This is a genomic window from Mucilaginibacter puniceus, from assembly GCF_054783175.1.
This window is the reverse complement of record NZ_BAAGRB010000003.1, coordinates 197,589-214,642: the sequence shown is the minus strand read 5'-3', so window position 1 is coordinate 214,642 and position 17,054 is coordinate 197,589. Positions and strand designations below refer to the sequence as shown.

Below are 17,054 nucleotides of genomic sequence, written 5' to 3'. Positions count from 1 at the left end.
CTCAATTTTTAGAGGTTGCAAAAATACTAAAATTATCATATTTATGGGTTCATATTTAACTTGTTGAATAGCCATCAAAAAACTATCTTTAAACAACCTAAATCACAACACCCATGAAAACCTTTTATATTTCTATCTCGGGTTTATTTTGTATAGTGCTGCTGTATGCTTGTAATAGTAAAGCGCGCCATGAAGAAAAAATTATCGATACACTTATAGGTGTATCTAATAATAGCGTAACATCTACGACTGATACGGCGGCTTTCTTAAATAATAGCGACGAATATATTGATTGGGACAGTGTGCGTATAAATGACGTGCTTCCACCGATTAGTACAACTAAATTGTTGTATAAAACTTTAGGCAATCCGGATAGTATAATTACTCCGAATGTGGAATGCGTTTCTTTTTATGATAAGCCTTTTAAAACTGCTTATTTTAAAGGTAGTAGTTTTGAATTATATGGGGATACAGCCGTAATTAGCACAATAAATTTTAAACAATCAGGCATAACCCTGACGGCCGGAAAACTCGTTTTAAGTGGAAATACTACGCTTGCAGACCTCGGTAAAGTTTTTCCAAAGTCCGTTAAAGATAAATCAACTGTGGTGATAGACACTTTTGGAGAAGTTATATCAATTAGTGTAAATACTGGTAAAACGCGCGCGGAAGATGCATGGGCACTATTTTTTAAAGACGGAAAACTGGTGCAAATGGACTATTGGACACCTTGTTAACATTAATAAATAGCCCTGCTTGCCCCGCCATCAACCGGAATGGTGGCCCCGGTAATATAAGCGGCGTGTTCTGACGCCAGAAAAGCCACAGTCGCGGCCAACTCTTCTGGCTTTCCAATTCGGCCCAATGGGATATTTTTTGCGCGTTGCTTTAAGTTCTCTTCCGGATCAATACCCGGTGAAACTGTTTTGGTAATCCGCTCGGTAAGCATGGTGCCCGGCGCTACATTATTAACGGTAATATGGTAAGGGGCAAATTCATCGGCCATCATTTTGGCTAAACCTATTACGCCCATGCGCATACTGGTGGATAGCACCGAGCCCGCCAATACTGATTTTACCGATACGCTTATCACATTAATAATACGCCCGCTACCGCTTTTACGCAGATGCGGCAATGCTAAACGACTTGCACGAGCCACGCTTAATAAATTCAGTTCAAATGCTTTTTGCCAGTCGGTATCATCAAAGTTTTCAAATTTATCAAATGGTGGCCCGCCGGCATTGTTTAGTAAAATATCTATCCTGCCAAAGGTAGCTGCAGCTTTTTCCATAAAGCTTTCCATTTGCTTCGCATTAGTCACATCAACAGGGATGGCCATAACTTCGTTGCCGGTAAGCTGTTGTATCTCGCGAGCGGTTTGGCTCAGCTCCTTTTCATCGCGCGAGCCAATAATAACTTTTGCGCCTTCGGCAGATAGGGTGGTGGCTATGGCCCTGCCTAAACCTTTACTGGCGGCTAATACAACGGCTACTTTATTGGTGAGTTTAAGATCCATATTTTTTTCGTGTTGTCATTTCGACGAAGAATGAGGAGAAATCCATACACATTTAGATGGAAAGGCCTGTGTATAGTTTTCTCACTCCGTTCGAAATGACAAGAGATTTTTTAAATTTATGCAATGTGTAGAATATAAAACTGATTTTTGTTATCACGATATGAAAAAACTTATACACAGTTTTGGCTACGCATTTAAAGGCATTAGCTATGCCGCAAAAACGCAACTTAATTTCCGCGTGGAACTGGTAACAGCCGCCCTGTCTGTATGCCTTGGCTTTATCCTGCATATTTCAGTTAACGAATGGCAATGGGTAATGTTGAACATTGTGCTGGTGTTAATAGCCGAATTGTTTAACACTGCTATTGAGTTTTTAACCGACCTGGTATCGCCTGGATACAATGAACTGGCGGGTCGTGTTAAAGATGTAAGCTCAGGGGCGGTTCTTATTGCATGCTTTTTTGCGCTGATAAGCGGCAGCATTATTTTTTTACCTAAACTAATAGCGCTTATTTAATATGTTGCATAAAACCCGGGGCATTGTATTTAAAACTACTGATTACGGCGAAAGCAGTGTTATTGTGCAAATATTTACCGAAAAGTTTGGGCTGCAATCCTATATCATTAACGCGGTAAAAAAACCAAAGGCGAAAATAAGTCGTAATATGCTGCAGCCCCTGCATTTGCTGGATATGGTAGTTTATCATAAAGCTACAGGCAATGTACAGCGTATGGCAGAGCTTAAAAACTCGCCGTTATTGCAAACGATACCCTATGATGTTATAAAAAGTTGTTTGGTCATATTTTTAAACGAGGTGCTGCATAAATCGGTAAAACAGCAAACGGCAGAAGAAAGCTTGTTTGATTTTGTTTTTAACGCGATAGAATGGCTGGACCATCAAACTACGGGGTTAGCTAATTTCCATCTGCTTTTTTTAACCCGATTAACCCGTTACCTGGGTTTTTACCCGGATAAATACCCAACCGGCGAGGCCGAATATTTTGATATGAAGAATGGTAATTTTACCCGTTACAAACCGCAAACTTCATACTTATCGCCACCACATACGCAAAACTTTAGTTTACTGCTGCAGTGTACATTTGAAACCCTGCCGGCTTTAAAATTTAGCAACGATGAACGGCGCTATTTATTAGCAAAACTATTAGAGTATTATGCACTGCATATTGAAGGTTTTGGCAATATTAAATCGCATGAGGTATTGGAAGAAGTATTGAGTTAATTACCCTAAAATTTGTTTTTTAATAAACTCAATGCTCGAGTCGGGGAGGTCGTTTCCTTCGGTTTGGGTTAATGAACCATCGGCATTAATTTTAAGTGTGGCATTTATACCGTTGTCTATAGTTACGTGTAAAATATTTTGTTCTTTTTCTACTTTGCAGGTTACTTCGCGTTCCGAGTAAAACATTTTAAACTCGTATTTTCCGTCTTTATCAGCAGGGGTAATATCTTCCTTATCAATCATGGCTTAGTGTTTTTAATAATAACACTATAAACAGCGGGATGTTTATTTAATTGATAAATTTTAGCATGTAATAAAAAAGGAGGCTTTTGCAAACCTCCTTTTTTAATTAACTGACTTATTATTTATCATAAAGAACAATTGGTTAGTTCGATAATATAACAAGACAAATATAAAGCCTATAGAGTTAATAGCATAATTTTTAACGTATTTTAACATATAGTATTTATCAATATCCTTGTGGTTATTAACACTTTACGGGTTAATAATGTACCTGAGAGAAAATCGCAGGTAAGGATAACGGTTAGTATCGTCAGGCAGATCAGTATAATTACGGCTCAAAACAAAATAGCCCGATTCTGCCGCCAGCGCCAGGTTATTATGAAATTTGTAACTCACCTCATTGGTAAGTGCATGTAAAAAATAATTGGAAGCAGCCCCATTTACCGTCCTGGTTACTGCACCCCGATAGCTAAGGGTATAATTGAATTTATCAAGGATGGTTATGCCTCCATAGGCATCAAAAGCTAAGCCCGGGCCATAATCATAATTGCGCCCGGTAGTAGGATGATAGCTGGGTATGGCTGATAATAGTATAGGACCGGCACCTATGGCCGTATTTATCTTTACTTTTTCATGGAGCTCAACCTTTGAGTAAAGGTTAATTTGAACACTTTGCCCGCCATAAAAAAAAGATGAATTACGTATATAATCATAGTTTGCAGATAGTATAGCTAAATGCTGAAACTGCCCTTTAGACTTGATAGGCCAGCCCGCTATTGATCCATATACGGCTAAGTTATTCACCAATGTGCTGTCGTCCTTGCCCACTTCCATCAATACGGAAATGTTACTAAAAGGCTTTCTGTAATCAAGGTAAGGTGTTCCATATAACATCCTTGCCCTGCCATACCAACCAAAGCCACCACCTTTAAATGGGTTAATACTTCCGGCGCCAAACCTCCGCAGCCCGATATCCAATTCGGCACTTAGCTTTGATGAATCCCTGTCAGCTCCGTTAGCGCTATATTTACCCCATTTGCCATCCATTATCCGGTTTAAACCATTCATAGGGTTAATAATAAACCCTGCAACTTCGCTAATTTGCCTTTTAAACCCACGATCACGATTGTTAATTATTTTATTGGCTAAGCGGTGGGTCATCTCGCCTAATACAATTCCCCCAAAACTGGTGTTGATAAAATCATTTATAGAAGGGGGTTCGTTTTCGGCAAAAGTTTCCCACAAATAACTGCCGGCAACCGCTGCCGGAGCCGACTGCCAAAAGCTATAGCCGTTGCTGCGAAAAGAATTGTAAAACAATGACCCATGAAAAGGGTGTCCAAACTGGTTAGTTTGAAATTCGTCTTTGTCCCACCACCAGTTAGTTGGGTTTATGTTGCGTTTTGTGGTTTCCCAGGTTATTCTGGTAAAGTCGGCATGACGCACCCATTGATTAAATGAATAAACCCCAACTTCCATCCCCGCTAACTCAACAAATGCACGTGTAGAATTTTTTGGAGTAGGATTCTGTTGCACAAATAACCGACGGTTTTGCCGGTTTAACCTGCGTAAAACACTTGCGGGCGTATCAGGAATGGCTTCTGTGTAAGGCATTGGCATTTGCTGTGCAAAAGCATCCGTACAAAAAATTAAAAAGAATAGACAAATAGTGCCCCTTCGCAGCAAAGTATTAAGCAGATGTTTTTTTAAAAGGTATAGAGTTGTCAAACTAATAATTAATTAAGGGTTCAGTGGGCATCGTCAAATAATCATAGCAACTTAATTTATATGCTTTTTGTTTTTTATCGGATAAAAAAAGTGGGGAATATATATTAAACGGATAATCATTACAAGCTTACTATAAAAATTGCAATCGATGTCAATAATTTATTGCCCAATAGCTTTTTGGGCATTGTTTGCTTAATTAATGTACATATTACATTTATTAAGTATCTGATAATCAGATATCTAATTTTTAAAATTTGTTATTAAAAAAAGATATCCTATATATATATTGTACTACAGTAAGTTAACGACCAAAATCAATTAAATAAACCAACAATGAAGAAAATTTTAAGTGTGCTTTTATTGGCATCGTCTGGTGCTTTGGCACAAGGCCCTCCGGCAGCCGCTGTTGACCCCAACCATAAAAATATGATGGAACAATTGGGTATTAAGGCGTTGCGTCCCGGCCCAAGCGGTACTGAAACTGCGCCCAATCATGCAAATTATGATGAGGCCTTAGCCAATCCGTATCCAAATTTGCCCGAGCTACTAACTTTAAACAACGGCAAAAAAGTAACAACCCCGGAAATGTGGAAACAGCGCCGTGCTGAAATTAAAGAAGATTTTGAGCGCGAAGTTATAGGCCGCGTACCAAAAAATGTACCTGCTGTAACCTGGAAAGTAAAGCTGACCGACAGAGAGGTGTTTAACCGGGTGCCTATTATAGTAAAACAACTGGTTGGGCACGTTGATAATTCGGCATATCCTGATATTAGTGTTGATATAGACGCGATGTTAGTTTTGCCTACCAATGTAAAAGGCCCGGTGCCGGTATTAATGATGTTTGGTGGTGGCAGCCGTTTACCTGCACCAAGCCAGCCAACAGCTGCCGAAGCTGAAAAAATAAACGATGCATTAAAAAAACTATTAGTTGGTGCTGATCCATCAATACAAGCAATTTTAGATGTGCATCCTGCATGGCAGCCATTTGCACCACCGGCAGCCGCTGGAGGTTTTGGATTTGGCCCCGCTGCGGCTCCGGCCCGTGCTGCAACGCCGGATGTTCCGGGCGTACCGGGGGTAAATAACGATCCACCGTCGAACGAGCAGCTATTAGCCGCAGGTTGGGGATATATGACCATTAATCCCGGAAGCATACAAGCTGATAATGGTGCAGGCTTAACAAAAGGTATTATTGGTTTAGTAAACAAGGGCCAGCCGCGCAAACCGGATGATTGGGGTTCATTACGTGCATGGGCATGGGGTGCAGCCAGGGCGTTAGATTATTTAGAAGCGAACGAGCCTACCGTTGATGCCAAAAAAGTAGGCATAGAAGGCGTATCTCGTTATGGTAAAGCTGCGTTAGTGACTTTAGCTTTTGAAGAGCGCTTTGCTATGGCGTTGGTAGGCTCATCAGGCGAGGGCGGCGCGAAACTGCACCGCCGTAATTTTGGCGAAGCCGTTGAGAATTTAACCGGAACCGGCGAGTACCATTGGATGGCCGGAAACTTTTTGAAATACGGCGCTGCCGACGCTAAATTTGGTGCTAAAACAGCTAATGACATACCCGTAGATGCACATGAATTAATTGCTTTGTGCGCACCTCGCTTAGCCTTTATAAGCTATGGTATACCCGAAAAAGGGGACGCTAAATGGTTGGATCAGCAAGGCAGCTATATGGCTACCGTTGCTGCAGGTAGTGTATATAAATTATTAGGCGCGAAGGACCTTGGCGTATCTAATGATTATAAAACAGAAAAAATGCCTCCTGTAAATACGCCCATGTTAGACGGCCAGTTAGCATGGCGCCAGCATGACCAGGGCCACCAGGACCAGGCTAATATGAAATGGTTTATTAAATGGGCCAACGAGAAACTTCCTTACAAACCCGAACCTGTGGCTACAAGGGGATTTAGGTTTCAGTAAATTTAATAATTAAGTTAAAAAAATGCCGGTATTAACCGGCATTTTTTGTTTATGCATGCTTTTTTATCTCAATTTAGTTAAGGGCGTTGGACCTTATAACCCAAGCCAATATTAATATTAATAAATATATTGCTTTGTTTATTATTGGGCCCGTTATTTAAATTGTAATTGTCATCAACTTTCCAGTTGCTGTTAGATGTTTGCAGGTAGTAGCCCACCCTAACACCAATAGGAATATAACGGTGAATGGTGTAATTATCTACTTTTTTATCCTTTACTCCAATCAAATAATCAAACCCGCCACCAAACTCTAAACCAAAGCGAGGGTTCCAAAGCGTTTTGCTGGAGGTGGAGTTTAATAATTCAGCCGAAAAATCTGAAGTGCTTTGCATGCGCCTGTCATCACGTATACGTAACATGGCGTTTGAAAGGTTGATGCCTGCAAAAGGGAACAGGCGCATATTTTCGTCCTTTACCACATTATAGCCCATACGGCCATAAACCTGAAACTGGTTGTATTTGGCATATATTCCGTTAACCGTGTTGGGTGCCGATGTGGAAGTAAAACTGGCTCCAATACCATCCTCCATTATCCAACTTTTATGCATATGGTTCATGGATAGGTTTAGCCAGTAATTATTATCAGGTAACGATGATATGCCATTAGCATTTAAATTGCCGTTAAGCTGGCCCAGCTTACTTTGGCGGTACATCCCCTGTAGCTGCATGGTTCCTGAGATATCTTTACTCATCATGCTTTGCGCATTAGTAACAGTAGCTGTCATCACAATGCCTACGGCAAATAGCAATGGTTTTATAAATTTTTTCATGGTTGTGTTTTTATAGTATACGTAATAAGTACCAAGGATGGTTTTTGTTTTAGCTGGTTATTGAGTTTATTACACCTTACTATGTATAAAACAAAAAAGCCCTTAGAACTTAATCTAAAGGCTTTCGATAATGTGGGAGTTACTGGGTTCAAACCCAGTGACCCCTATTTATTTTGCGTTGATGCCGCTAAGGGTTCGAACGTAAGCTCTTTTTTACCATGCTGCCAGATATCATTGCCAAGTGAAGCCAACAGTGCCCTATCTTCATCAAAGACACAAGCAAAAATATTACAGCAATCTAGTCCCTTGCCTTCCCCATAATAAATCCCCATACAATTGGATGTCTTAGTTCGTTTAGGCCGCAAGGGACCATAAACAACTTCGCCCAACTCGGTGAAAACAGAAGCATTTTCCTGTATAATATCCATAACAGGAGCATTATCCATCCATATCTCTTGGCCTGAAACCCTGGCATGAAAAAAAATGCGTTTAAAAGGCAATAGCGCGGCAAAAGCCTCACAAGTTTGAGGGGCTTCTTCTGTGTAATAATTAAACCTTATCACCAAGTCATTATCCGAGCGCAGTAAAAAACCGGTCATAGAAACAAATATAGAAGATTTGCCAAGAGTCTAAAACAAAAAAAGCCTGATATTTCTATCAGGCTTTACGTGGGAGTTACTGGGTTCGAACCAGTGACCCTCCCGATGTAAAATCGGGATGCCCTGAACCAGCTATTCATTAATAAGCTTATCAATCATTTTACGGCTTTTCCAGTTTTTAATCTGCTTTTCACGTTTAAGAGCATCACTCTTTTGTTGATAATTTTCATGCCATTTTAATATCCAGTCTCCAGTTTTGCCTGTAAATCCTGAATGGTTAGTGTTGTGTTTGATTACTCGTTGAGCTATGTCTTCACATGACCCAACATAGTATTTATTTCTGGTAGCTGAATAAAGTATATATGTGCAATACATACTTAAAAGTAAACAAAAAAGCCTGATATTTCTATCAGGCTTTGTGTGGGAGTTACTGGGTTCGAACCAGTGACCCTCTGCTTGTAAGGCAGATGCTCTGAACCAGCTGAGCTAAACTCCCTTTTTTATTTCTCTCAGCCAGTGATTCTTCCGATTTAAATCGGAATGCTCTGAACCAGCTGAGCTAAACTCCCTTCGTTTTGGGATTGCAAATATAGAATTATGCAACAACTCATCAAAATAAATATGAAAAAATTGCGACTGCTTAAAATATCAGGTTATTAAACCGCCAAATTTTGACCCGGGCGGGGGTCTTCTGGTAAAATTTCCATTTCGGGGTATTCAATATAGTCGGCATACCATTGTATCGCGCCTACCACATCAAGCGCGTCTTCGGCTTTTATATCAATAGTTTCAAAAGCGTATAGTTTTGAATGGGCATATCCGTATAGTTGTATTTCGTTACTGTTGGGGCTAAAACGCTCCTTATCCAGGCAAAATACTTTAATTTTCAAACCCGTGTCCCGCGAGTGTATTACATCTCTGCAGGGGTTGTGCGGGTCTGTTACTAATAGATATACATTGTGGTCCATATATGTTGTAAACAACACTATTAGCTTATGGTTTCATAATTTTATTACCTGTGCAAATTAATGCCTCAAAATGGGAATTGTTTCCACAAATATAATAGCCTAATTACCCAATAGTTCAGGCCGATGCCCTTTTTAAGCGTAATTACGAATTGGCATTTCGTTTGACTTAATAAAAACATAATTACCCTTTCTAAAGGGGTGTTTTTCATAGGTAGATGTAGGGTCGAAAAACTGCGAGAGTATTTCGGCCCTTTTTTATTTTTTATCTTTGCGGCATGACAATGGGTGCCGGCCTTCCTTTTAAGTTATTAAATCAAGATCTTTTACTATTACCACAAAAAGCTATTTACTGGCAGCAGCACAAAGCGTTAATTGCGGCAGATGTGCACCTGGGCAAGGTTGGCCATTTTCGTAAAGCGGGTATTGCTGTACCCCTGGATATGGAGCAGGACGATTTGGCCGGATTATCTGACCTGATAGCTGAATATAAACCCGAAAAAATTATTTTTTTGGGTGACCTTTTTCACAGCGATATGAATGCCGATTGGGAATGGTTTAAGCTATGGCGGCAGCAATTTCCCAAACTGGAAATGATATTAATTAAAGGCAACCATGATATTATTGATGAGCGTCACTATCGCGAACTTAATATTTCCATATACCCTGAGCTTTTGGTAGGGCCCTTTTTAATGTTGCACCATCCTTTAACACCACAACAAATAGAACAAGGCCCGGCCTATGCATTTTGCGGCCACATCCACCCGGGGATAAGTTTGGTGGGTAAGGGCAGGCAGGCGCTTACTTTATCATGCTTTGCCTTTGGCGATAAGCAGGCTATTTTGCCGTCATTCGGGAAATTTACCGGGCGGATATCTATTTGCAACAGCCAAACCGACCGCATTTTTGCGGTAGTAAAAGATAAGGTTATAGCTATTGATTAATGTTTGGCTAAATACTCTTCAATAGAAAGTGTTAAAGCGGCGTACGAGAGATCCTTATACAATATTTTTCCTTCGCCGTCCAATATAAAATAATTGGGCAGTACTGTTGTATTCCAATTTTTCGCATTTGGCGAATCGTCACCTTTAAGATCTGATATCTGTGTGAAATTTAATCCCCGTTCTTTTATAGTTTCCAACCATTTGCTTCTGTCAGTATCAAAAGATACTCCTATAACAGAAACTGCTTTGCCTTTCAGCGATGGTATTAATGTGTTAACTATTGCAAACTGGTCATCTTTTATAATAGACCACCCCGATCGCCAGAACGCTATTATTACCGCTTTTTGATGCAGGGCCTTAATGTTTATTTTTTTACCATCAGGGGTTAGGCCTTCTATTTCAGGTGCAATGGCTCCCGTAACCAATTTTGCATAAATATTTAATCTTTCGCCGATAGTTTTTCCTTCCGGAGAGTTTCTCACGCTTGAACTAACCTCTCCAAAGGCTTTATAAAATGCTAATGGGTTTTTGGTGATGCTTAATTTATTTAAAATATGCGGAATTGCCGGGTTGTCCGGTTGTTTTTTTACTAAGGTTTTAAATATAGTTAGCTGCGTATTGTCAACGCTGTCTCGCCATGAATTTACATTGTTTAATACGTTGTCATAAACCTTTTGCGGCCATGTACTGGCCATAGGGTCATCCAGTTTTTTTAGCCACATACGGTACTGGCTATTTGCATAACCGTCTAAACTATCTCTAATTAAGTGATAAGCTGATAAACCATTTTGTATTGCTGATGGTGATTTGATTTTTGGATATCGACCTGGGTTTTTATCTGATATAGCAATATCATATTTGCCCGGTTCAAGGTAAACTTCAAATGCATGGGGCATTTTACCGGGCGTACTTATACTTAAATTATAATACCCGGGGTGCTCTAATAATTGCTGGCCCACATGAAATTTGCCGTTTTGTATATTTTCGCCGAAGAGTGTTTTACCTGGAGCTCCTATGATAATTGTTGCGCCATCCATGCCGGGGGCTGTTCCGGTAATTTCAATGTTCCTGTATTCGCAGCCTGATAGTATAAATGCTAATAAAACAAAATAGAAGTATTTCATGTGGTTTAGGTTATTGGTGCACTAATTTAATAGTTATATTATTTAAATCATAATTTATCCATTTTAGATTGTTTCTAAATAACTATTTGGGCCATAATAAGCCGTTTCCATTTCTATCTTTTGGCATTTAATAAATACTTTTGCCAAAATAAATTTTTACATTATAATGAGCGAAATCAAACAAACCTTTAACTCATCGCTGGGCAAAAAGCTTATAATGGCTTTAACAGGGTTGTTTTTGTGTACGTTTTTAATTGTACACTTAGGTGGTAACCTCCTGTTGTTTTGTGACGACCAAGGATACAGCTTTAACCTATATGCCAACTTCTTAACGCACTTTCCGCCTATTGAAGTAATAGCATATATTCTGTACCTGTCTATCATAGTGCATGCTTTATATGCGCTAATTTTAACTATTAACAATAAAAAAGCTCGCCCCGTAGCTTATGCTGCACATAATGACGCGCCTGCTTCATGGTCATCAAAAAACATGGGGTTGCTGGGTTCTATACTTTTATTGTTTATTGTGATACACATGGGCGATTTTTGGTATAAATACAAATTTACCCATACTGTAGGCTATAAAGAGTACCGCACCAATGTATTAACTAACGAAACTACAGTAGCTGATTTTGTTCCTGCTGATCCTGCTTTTGAACACTCAGCTACCAGCGAAGGTGATATAGAGATTGTAAGGGTTAAAGATCTGCATGCAAAAGTGCAAGAAAGCTTTGGCCTGTTATGGTATGATGCAATTTATGTTATTGCCATGGGCGCGGTTGCCTTTCACTTATTGCATGGTTTTCAAAGTGCTTTCCAAACATTGGGATGGCGCCACCGCAAATACACCCCTATTGTTAAGTTTATTGGCACCTGGTTTTTTGGGGTGATCATTCCATTAGGTTTTGCCCTGATGCCGATAGTTTATTATTTAAAGAGTTTAGCTAAATAGTATATATGAATTTAGATGCTAAAATTCCGCAGGGCCCATTAGCCGAAAAATGGAGCAAGCATAAATTTAACTTAAAGCTGGTTAACCCGGCCAACAAACGTAAGTACGATATAATAGTTGTAGGTACAGGTTTGGCTGGCGCATCAGCCGCGGCATCATTGGCCGAGTTAGGTTATAATGTTAAGGCATTTTGTTTCCAGGATAGCCCGCGCCGTGCGCACTCCATTGCTGCGCAAGGTGGTATTAATGCGGCCAAAAATTATCAAAATGATGGCGATAGCGTTTATCGCTTGTTTTATGATACCATTAAAGGTGGCGATTACCGTGCCCGCGAAGGCAACGTTTATCGCTTAGCCGAAGTATCAGTAAATATTATTGACCAGTGTGTGGCGCAGGGTGTACCTTTTGCCCGCGAGTACGGTGGTTTGCTGGATAACCGTTCATTCGGTGGTTCACAGGTATCACGTACGTTTTATGCACGTGGCCAAACAGGGCAACAATTATTATTAGGTGCTTATTCGGCTTTAAACCGCCAAATACACCTGGGCAAAGTTAAAATGTATACCCGTACCGAAATGCTGGACGTGGTTAATATTGACGGCCATACCAAAGGTATTGTAACCCGTAACCTGATAAACGGTAACATTGAAACCCATAGCGGACACGCGGTATTATTATGTACCGGTGGTTATGGTAATGTATTTTACTTGTCAACCAATGCTATTGGCTCAAACGTTACTGCTGCGTGGAGAGCGCATAAAAGAGGGGCATTATTTGCTAACCCTTGCTATACACAAATTCACCCAACTTGTATCCCGGTAAGTGGCGATCATCAATCAAAACTAACATTGATGTCTGAGTCGTTACGTAACGACGGACGTGTTTGGGCACCAAAAACACAGGAAACTGCCGAGAAGTTGCGCACCAAACAAATAACAGCCGCGCAAGTGGCCGAAGAGGACCGCGATTACTTCCTGGAAAGAAAATATCCATCATTTGGTAACCTTGTTCCGCGCGACGTGGCTTCACGTAACGCTAAGGAAATGGTTGATGATGGCCGCGGTGTAGGCGGATCGGGCATTGCCGTGTTCCTTGATTTTGCTGATGCTATTAAACGCTTAGGCAAAGATGCTGTATCGGCTAAATATGGTAACCTGTTTGATATGTACTATCAAATTACCAACGAGGACCCTTACACCCAACCAATGCGTATTTACCCTGCGGTACACTATACCATGGGTGGCCTTTGGGTTGATTATAATTTAAGTACCAATGTGCCGGGGCTATATGCGTTGGGCGAGTGTAACTTTAGCGACCACGGTGCAAACCGTTTAGGTGCATCTGCATTAATGCAGGGTTTATCTGATGGTTACTTTGTAATACCGTACACTTTAGGCGATTACCTGGCTACCATTGGCCCAAAACCGGTAGATACAAACCACCCGGCGTTTGCGCAAACCAAACAAGAGGTTGTGGATCGTGTAAACAAATTATTGTCGCTAAAGGGAACCAAAACCGTTAACGAATATCACCGCGATTTGGGCCACATTATGTGGGAATATTGCGGTATGGCCCGTACTGCCGAAGGGTTAACTAAGGCAAAAGGTATGATACAGGAGTTACGTGCCGATTTCTGGAAAAACGCTATTGTAGTTGGCCAAAACGAAGAGGTTAACGCCTGTTTAGAAAGAGCCGGCCGTGTGGCTGACTTTTTAGAACTTGGGGAATTAATGGTTGATGATGCTTTAATGCGTGCCGAATCATGCGGCGGCCACTTCCGTTTGGAATCACAAACTCCGGAAGGTGAAGCTATGCGTGACGATGCAAACTTCTCGTTCGTGGGCGCATGGGAGTATAAAGGCGATAATCAACCGGAAGAATTACATAAAGAAGCGTTGAACTTTGAATTTGTTCATCCGTCTCAGCGTAGTTATAAATAATTAAAATCACACATCTCAAAATAAAGAAAGATGAGCGACGGAAATATGAATCTTACACTTAAGGTGTGGAGACAAAAAGACGCAAATAGCAGCGGTAAAATGGTAAGTTATCCGGCAAATAATATTTCGCCTGATATGTCATTTTTGGAAATGCTTGACGTAGTAAATGAAACTTTAATCCATAAAGGCGACGAGCCAATACATTTTGACCATGATTGCCGCGAGGGTATTTGCGGTATGTGTTCATTATATATTAATGGCCGCCCGCACGGACCAAAACGCGCCATTACTACCTGCCAGTTGCACATGCGCAGCTTTAACGATGGCGAGACCATTACTATTGAGCCTTGGCGCGCGGGTGCATTCCCGGTTATAAAGGACCTGGCGGTTGATCGTTCGGCGTTTGACCGTATACAGCAATCAGGTGGTTTCGTATCGGTAAATACCGGTGGCGTGCCCGATGCTAACAGCACCCCAATACCAAAAGTAATTGCTGATGAGGCTTTCAACTCTGCCACCTGTATTGGTTGCGGTGCTTGTGTTGCGGCTTGTAAAAATGCTTCGGCTATGTTGTTTGTATCGGCTAAAGTATCGCAATTAGGTATGTTGCCGCAGGGTCAGCCCGAGCGTTGGAGCCGTGTACAAGCCATGGTTGCCCAAATGGACGAAGAAGGCTTTGGTAACTGTACCAATACCGGTGCCTGCGAAGCAGAATGCCCTAAAGAGATCAGCCTGATGAACATATCGCGCATGAATAACGACTTTTTTAGTGCCAAACTTTTCCGCGAGGAAAAAGTGCACGACCACGGCACCAGCGGCGGCGAATAAGATCTTTCGAAATAAAGAACAATTGGAATCAGGCCCGGGGAGTTTTCTCTCGGGCCTTTTTTTATTGCGATTGGTGGTTTATCTAGGGGTATTTTACCCGCCTATATTTATTAAGGGTTTAGGCACTTGGGTAAATGATATGGTATCCAATGATAATTTACTTTTGACAATCAAATACATGGTGTTGGGGTCATGATGATGCAAAAAATATCTTACATCCTCTCGATATTTTGAAAGACTTTTATCCGAGTTGATCTTCCCATTTGCTGCAAAATTGATCATTACACTTATTAATTCAACTGATTCTTTATTTATACTTCTATATCCGCTTGTATATTTACCTCTATAGCCGTGAACTTTTATTTCGTTTTTACCTACATAAATCAGTTCAATTGGTTTTAACGCAGCTTTGAGTATTTGATTTGTTTGTAAATTATGATTTTTGTTACTTTTCCATTCTTTGACGAATTTTTCAGGCATCCAATATCCTTTTTCAAACGGGATATGTTGGGCAAATAATAGATTGCCTTGCAGTAATGTAAAAAAACATAAAAGACCTTTGTGATATCCCATAAAATTTACATACTTCCCGCTGCCCAGAAATAACCTTCAAATGCTTTTTGGACCTGTTTACTCAACACGCCTTCGTCCAATGGGTCCTTATCCTGCAGGAATGATTTTCTGAAAAAAGCGATATTGTTTTCTTTGGCATCAACTATCATTACGTATACCGTCGAATATGATTTTACAGGCGTTGTATAATACATACCCATAGTTAATACACCTGTAAGGATACCTTTAGCAATTTGCCCGCCATAATTGCCTTTACGACGGGTAAAACCAGTGGATACAGCGATAAGCCCAAAGCGTTTACCCGTGGCTTCTAGCAACGAATCAAGAGTAGGTGTGATTTTTAAATTGCTTATACTCTTTTCTTTATCGGCCGATCCACACAAATATTCTATATCATTTGTCAGCTTTATTTTGACTGCGTTATCTGTCGATGTTATTTCGCCGGTAATAGGTATGTTTTGAGGAAAGGACTTTAAAGTAGTAGTAAGTAATGCTTTTGAAATCTGCGAAGTAGAATCATTGTATTTGCCTTTATTGCCGGTTTCAATCAATGAAATCATAGATACAGGTTCAAAAAGCTGTATATCAGTTACGTCAGCAACACTAACTGATGATGTTAAAGGCTTGGTTACTGTACAGGAAGTTAATATTAATAAAGTAACAAGTAATACGTATAGGTTTTTCATGAAAATAGTGATGAGATTTGGTTACTAAAACTATTTATTTTATTTAATAAATGCAAGTAGCTTCCAAATCCTAAGAACATTTTGCCCCATTTACTCTTATATTACTACACTAATCCAAACCCTATGTATTTTGTAGTTTGTGCTATACTGATTGTTTTACTGGCCTGGTACCTGTTTCGTAAACCTGTAAAGCCAACCGCTGTCGCACCTGTTGTTGTTGACGAGGTGGATGTTAATGCCGCCTACCGCCTATTGTTAGACGCCCACGTAGATTATTACCATAACCTGGATAAAAAGGCTCGCAAGCGTTTTGAAGCGCAGGTAAATCGGTTTTTGCAAAACACCAACATTGAGGGAGTGGGAACTGAAATTACCGACCTTGACCGCGTATTGATAGCCAGCAGCGCCATTATACCCATTTTTGGTCTGGGCGACTGGCAATACAACAACCTTACCAATGTAATACTATACCCCGATGCGTTTAACGAGGAATACCAATATGAGGGCGAGAACCGCGGTTTTTTTGGGATGGTGGGTAACAGGCACCTTACCGGGCAAATGTTACTATCACGATCAGCTTTAATGAAAGGATTTTCTTCTGAATCTGGTAAAAGCAATGTAGCTATACATGAGTTTGTGCACCTGCTGGATGGCGCTGACGGGGCTACCGATGGCGTGCCGGAACATTTGGTACCACCCGACTATGCCCAACCCTGGTTAAGCCTGATGCACCGCGAAATGCACCGCATACAAGAGGGCCATTCGGATATTAACCCCTACGCCCTCACCAACGAAGCCGAATTTTTTGCCGTAGCGGCCGAATACTTTTTTGAAAAGCCCGAAAAATTCCAGGAAAAACACCCGGAGTTATACGAGCAATTAAGCCAGATATTTAAGCAAGAGCCTGCAATTTAATTGTATTTTTACTAAGACACTTCCATAACGACTGATCTGAAACTCAG

The 17,054-nt window shown here is 40.6% G+C and carries 19 protein-coding genes and 1 tRNA gene; 9 read left to right on the top strand and 11 right to left on the bottom strand.

The window, feature by feature from the left end:
* Positions 1-113 precede the first annotated feature (113 nt).
* Positions 114-737 (top strand): hypothetical protein, encoded by a 624-nt coding sequence (locus ACYVJ6_RS14645; RefSeq protein ID WP_460694839.1) that lies wholly within the window; start codon positions 114-116, stop codon positions 735-737.
* Between the two features lie 2 nt (positions 738-739).
* On the opposite strand, the gene ACYVJ6_RS14640 is transcribed toward ACYVJ6_RS14645, so the two are convergent.
* Positions 740-1,516 carry an SDR family NAD(P)-dependent oxidoreductase gene (locus tag ACYVJ6_RS14640; RefSeq protein WP_460694838.1) on the bottom strand — a complete coding sequence of 259 codons (777 nt, stop codon included), beginning with the start codon at positions 1,514-1,516 and terminating at the stop codon, positions 740-742.
* 160 nt (positions 1,517-1,676) lie between these two features.
* Here ACYVJ6_RS14640 and ACYVJ6_RS14635 point away from each other — a divergent pair, with 160 nt between their 5' ends.
* On the top strand, positions 1,677-2,033 hold the full coding sequence (locus tag ACYVJ6_RS14635) for a diacylglycerol kinase (RefSeq protein ID WP_460694837.1): 357 nt from the start codon (positions 1,677-1,679) through the stop codon (positions 2,031-2,033).
* A 1-nt stretch (position 2,034) separates the two neighbouring features.
* Positions 2,035-2,757, top strand: coding sequence for a DNA repair protein RecO (recO, locus tag ACYVJ6_RS14630; RefSeq protein ID WP_460694836.1), 723 nt, complete (start codon positions 2,035-2,037; stop codon positions 2,755-2,757).
* On the opposite strand, the gene ACYVJ6_RS14625 is transcribed toward recO, so the two are convergent.
* The gene (locus ACYVJ6_RS14625) at positions 2,758-3,000 is read right to left on the bottom strand and encodes a hypothetical protein (RefSeq protein WP_460694835.1); all 243 of its coding nucleotides are present in this window, start codon (positions 2,998-3,000) and stop codon (positions 2,758-2,760) included.
* Positions 3,001-3,252: 252 nt separating this feature from the next.
* Complete coding sequence (locus ACYVJ6_RS14620; protein WP_460694834.1) at positions 3,253-4,614, bottom strand: DUF3943 domain-containing protein; 1,362 nt, start codon at positions 4,612-4,614, stop codon at positions 3,253-3,255.
* A gap of 447 nt (positions 4,615-5,061) precedes the next feature.
* On the opposite strand from ACYVJ6_RS14620, the gene ACYVJ6_RS14615 reads away from it, so the two are divergent.
* Positions 5,062-6,651, top strand: coding sequence for a glucuronyl esterase domain-containing protein (locus ACYVJ6_RS14615; RefSeq protein ID WP_460694833.1), 1,590 nt, complete (start codon positions 5,062-5,064; stop codon positions 6,649-6,651).
* Positions 6,652-6,728: 77 nt separating this feature from the next.
* On the opposite strand, the gene ACYVJ6_RS14610 is transcribed toward ACYVJ6_RS14615, so the two are convergent.
* From ACYVJ6_RS14610 to ACYVJ6_RS14590, 5 genes are all read right to left on the bottom strand, one after another.
* A complete protein-coding gene (locus tag ACYVJ6_RS14610) occupies positions 6,729-7,481 on the bottom strand; it encodes a hypothetical protein (protein WP_460694832.1) in 753 nt (250 codons plus the stop codon).
* 164 nt (positions 7,482-7,645) lie between these two features.
* On the bottom strand, positions 7,646-8,080 hold the full coding sequence (locus tag ACYVJ6_RS14605; protein ID WP_460694831.1) for a DUF3830 family protein: 435 nt from the start codon (positions 8,078-8,080) through the stop codon (positions 7,646-7,648).
* A 132-nt stretch (positions 8,081-8,212) separates the two neighbouring features.
* Positions 8,213-8,455 (bottom strand): GIY-YIG nuclease family protein, encoded by a 243-nt coding sequence (locus ACYVJ6_RS14600; RefSeq protein ID WP_460694830.1) that lies wholly within the window; start codon positions 8,453-8,455, stop codon positions 8,213-8,215.
* Between the two features lie 46 nt (positions 8,456-8,501).
* A tRNA-Val gene (locus tag ACYVJ6_RS14595) sits at positions 8,502-8,576 on the bottom strand.
* Positions 8,577-8,736: 160 nt separating this feature from the next.
* The gene (locus ACYVJ6_RS14590) at positions 8,737-8,970 is read right to left on the bottom strand and encodes a hypothetical protein (RefSeq protein WP_460694829.1); all 234 of its coding nucleotides are present in this window, start codon (positions 8,968-8,970) and stop codon (positions 8,737-8,739) included.
* 353 nt (positions 8,971-9,323) lie between these two features.
* On the opposite strand from ACYVJ6_RS14590, the gene pdeM reads away from it, so the two are divergent.
* On the top strand, positions 9,324-9,989 hold the full coding sequence (gene pdeM / locus ACYVJ6_RS14585) for a ligase-associated DNA damage response endonuclease PdeM (protein ID WP_460694828.1): 666 nt from the start codon (positions 9,324-9,326) through the stop codon (positions 9,987-9,989).
* On the opposite strand, the gene ACYVJ6_RS14580 is transcribed toward pdeM, so the two are convergent.
* Positions 9,986-11,113 carry a peroxiredoxin family protein gene (locus ACYVJ6_RS14580; protein ID WP_460694827.1) on the bottom strand — a complete coding sequence of 376 codons (1,128 nt, stop codon included), beginning with the start codon at positions 11,111-11,113 and terminating at the stop codon, positions 9,986-9,988. The two genes, pdeM and ACYVJ6_RS14580, sit on opposite strands and share 4 nt — an antisense overlap.
* A gap of 166 nt (positions 11,114-11,279) precedes the next feature.
* Here ACYVJ6_RS14580 and ACYVJ6_RS14575 point away from each other — a divergent pair, with 166 nt between their 5' ends.
* Genes ACYVJ6_RS14575 through ACYVJ6_RS14565 form a run of 3 tightly spaced genes read left to right on the top strand, consistent with a single transcriptional unit; the run spans position 11,280 to position 14,833 of the window.
* Complete coding sequence (locus tag ACYVJ6_RS14575) at positions 11,280-12,065, top strand: succinate dehydrogenase cytochrome b subunit (RefSeq protein ID WP_460694826.1); 786 nt, start codon at positions 11,280-11,282, stop codon at positions 12,063-12,065.
* Positions 12,066-12,070: 5 nt separating this feature from the next.
* The gene (locus ACYVJ6_RS14570; RefSeq protein WP_460694825.1) at positions 12,071-14,005 is read left to right on the top strand and encodes a fumarate reductase/succinate dehydrogenase flavoprotein subunit; all 1,935 of its coding nucleotides are present in this window, start codon (positions 12,071-12,073) and stop codon (positions 14,003-14,005) included.
* Between the two features lie 30 nt (positions 14,006-14,035).
* Entirely contained in the window at positions 14,036-14,833 is a 798-nt protein-coding gene (locus tag ACYVJ6_RS14565; protein ID WP_460694824.1) for a succinate dehydrogenase/fumarate reductase iron-sulfur subunit, read from the top strand.
* Positions 14,834-14,926: 93 nt separating this feature from the next.
* Here ACYVJ6_RS14565 and ACYVJ6_RS14560 read toward each other — a convergent pair whose 3' ends face one another.
* The gene (locus ACYVJ6_RS14560) at positions 14,927-15,313 is read right to left on the bottom strand and encodes a hypothetical protein (protein WP_460694823.1); all 387 of its coding nucleotides are present in this window, start codon (positions 15,311-15,313) and stop codon (positions 14,927-14,929) included.
* A 98-nt stretch (positions 15,314-15,411) separates the two neighbouring features.
* The gene (locus ACYVJ6_RS14555) at positions 15,412-16,092 is read right to left on the bottom strand and encodes a hypothetical protein (protein WP_460694822.1); all 681 of its coding nucleotides are present in this window, start codon (positions 16,090-16,092) and stop codon (positions 15,412-15,414) included.
* A gap of 123 nt (positions 16,093-16,215) precedes the next feature.
* On the opposite strand from ACYVJ6_RS14555, the gene ACYVJ6_RS14550 reads away from it, so the two are divergent.
* The gene (locus ACYVJ6_RS14550; RefSeq protein ID WP_460694821.1) at positions 16,216-17,007 is read left to right on the top strand and encodes a M90 family metallopeptidase; all 792 of its coding nucleotides are present in this window, start codon (positions 16,216-16,218) and stop codon (positions 17,005-17,007) included.
* The last annotated feature ends 47 nt before the right edge of the window (positions 17,008-17,054 follow it).

What these genes read in the sequence shown, in the direction of transcription:
- ACYVJ6_RS14550 (WP_460694821.1), top strand. Translation starts at nt 16,216, where the DNA reads ATGTATTTTGTAGTTTGTGCTATACTGATTGTTTTACTGGCCTGGTAC.
- ACYVJ6_RS14555 (WP_460694822.1), bottom strand. Translation starts at nt 16,092, where the DNA reads ATGAAAAACCTATACGTATTACTTGTTACTTTATTAATATTAACTTCC.
- recO (WP_460694836.1), top strand. Translation starts at nt 2,035, where the DNA reads ATGTTGCATAAAACCCGGGGCATTGTATTTAAAACTACTGATTACGGC.
- ACYVJ6_RS14620 (WP_460694834.1), bottom strand. Translation starts at nt 4,614, where the DNA reads ATGCCTTACACAGAAGCCATTCCTGATACGCCCGCAAGTGTTTTACGC.
- ACYVJ6_RS14645 (WP_460694839.1), top strand. Translation starts at nt 114, where the DNA reads ATGAAAACCTTTTATATTTCTATCTCGGGTTTATTTTGTATAGTGCTG.
- ACYVJ6_RS14600 (WP_460694830.1), bottom strand. Translation starts at nt 8,455, where the DNA reads ATGTATTGCACATATATACTTTATTCAGCTACCAGAAATAAATACTAT.
- ACYVJ6_RS14580 (WP_460694827.1), bottom strand. Translation starts at nt 11,113, where the DNA reads ATGAAATACTTCTATTTTGTTTTATTAGCATTTATACTATCAGGCTGC.
- ACYVJ6_RS14610 (WP_460694832.1), bottom strand. Translation starts at nt 7,481, where the DNA reads ATGAAAAAATTTATAAAACCATTGCTATTTGCCGTAGGCATTGTGATG.
- ACYVJ6_RS14635 (WP_460694837.1), top strand. Translation starts at nt 1,677, where the DNA reads ATGAAAAAACTTATACACAGTTTTGGCTACGCATTTAAAGGCATTAGC.
- ACYVJ6_RS14625 (WP_460694835.1), bottom strand. Translation starts at nt 3,000, where the DNA reads ATGATTGATAAGGAAGATATTACCCCTGCTGATAAAGACGGAAAATAC.
- ACYVJ6_RS14605 (WP_460694831.1), bottom strand. Translation starts at nt 8,080, where the DNA reads ATGACCGGTTTTTTACTGCGCTCGGATAATGACTTGGTGATAAGGTTT.
- pdeM (WP_460694828.1), top strand. Translation starts at nt 9,324, where the DNA reads ATGACAATGGGTGCCGGCCTTCCTTTTAAGTTATTAAATCAAGATCTT.
- ACYVJ6_RS14570 (WP_460694825.1), top strand. Translation starts at nt 12,071, where the DNA reads ATGAATTTAGATGCTAAAATTCCGCAGGGCCCATTAGCCGAAAAATGG.
- ACYVJ6_RS14575 (WP_460694826.1), top strand. Translation starts at nt 11,280, where the DNA reads ATGAGCGAAATCAAACAAACCTTTAACTCATCGCTGGGCAAAAAGCTT.
- ACYVJ6_RS14560 (WP_460694823.1), bottom strand. Translation starts at nt 15,313, where the DNA reads ATGCCTGAAAAATTCGTCAAAGAATGGAAAAGTAACAAAAATCATAAT.
- ACYVJ6_RS14615 (WP_460694833.1), top strand. Translation starts at nt 5,062, where the DNA reads ATGAAGAAAATTTTAAGTGTGCTTTTATTGGCATCGTCTGGTGCTTTG.
- ACYVJ6_RS14640 (WP_460694838.1), bottom strand. Translation starts at nt 1,516, where the DNA reads ATGGATCTTAAACTCACCAATAAAGTAGCCGTTGTATTAGCCGCCAGT.
- ACYVJ6_RS14565 (WP_460694824.1), top strand. Translation starts at nt 14,036, where the DNA reads ATGAGCGACGGAAATATGAATCTTACACTTAAGGTGTGGAGACAAAAA.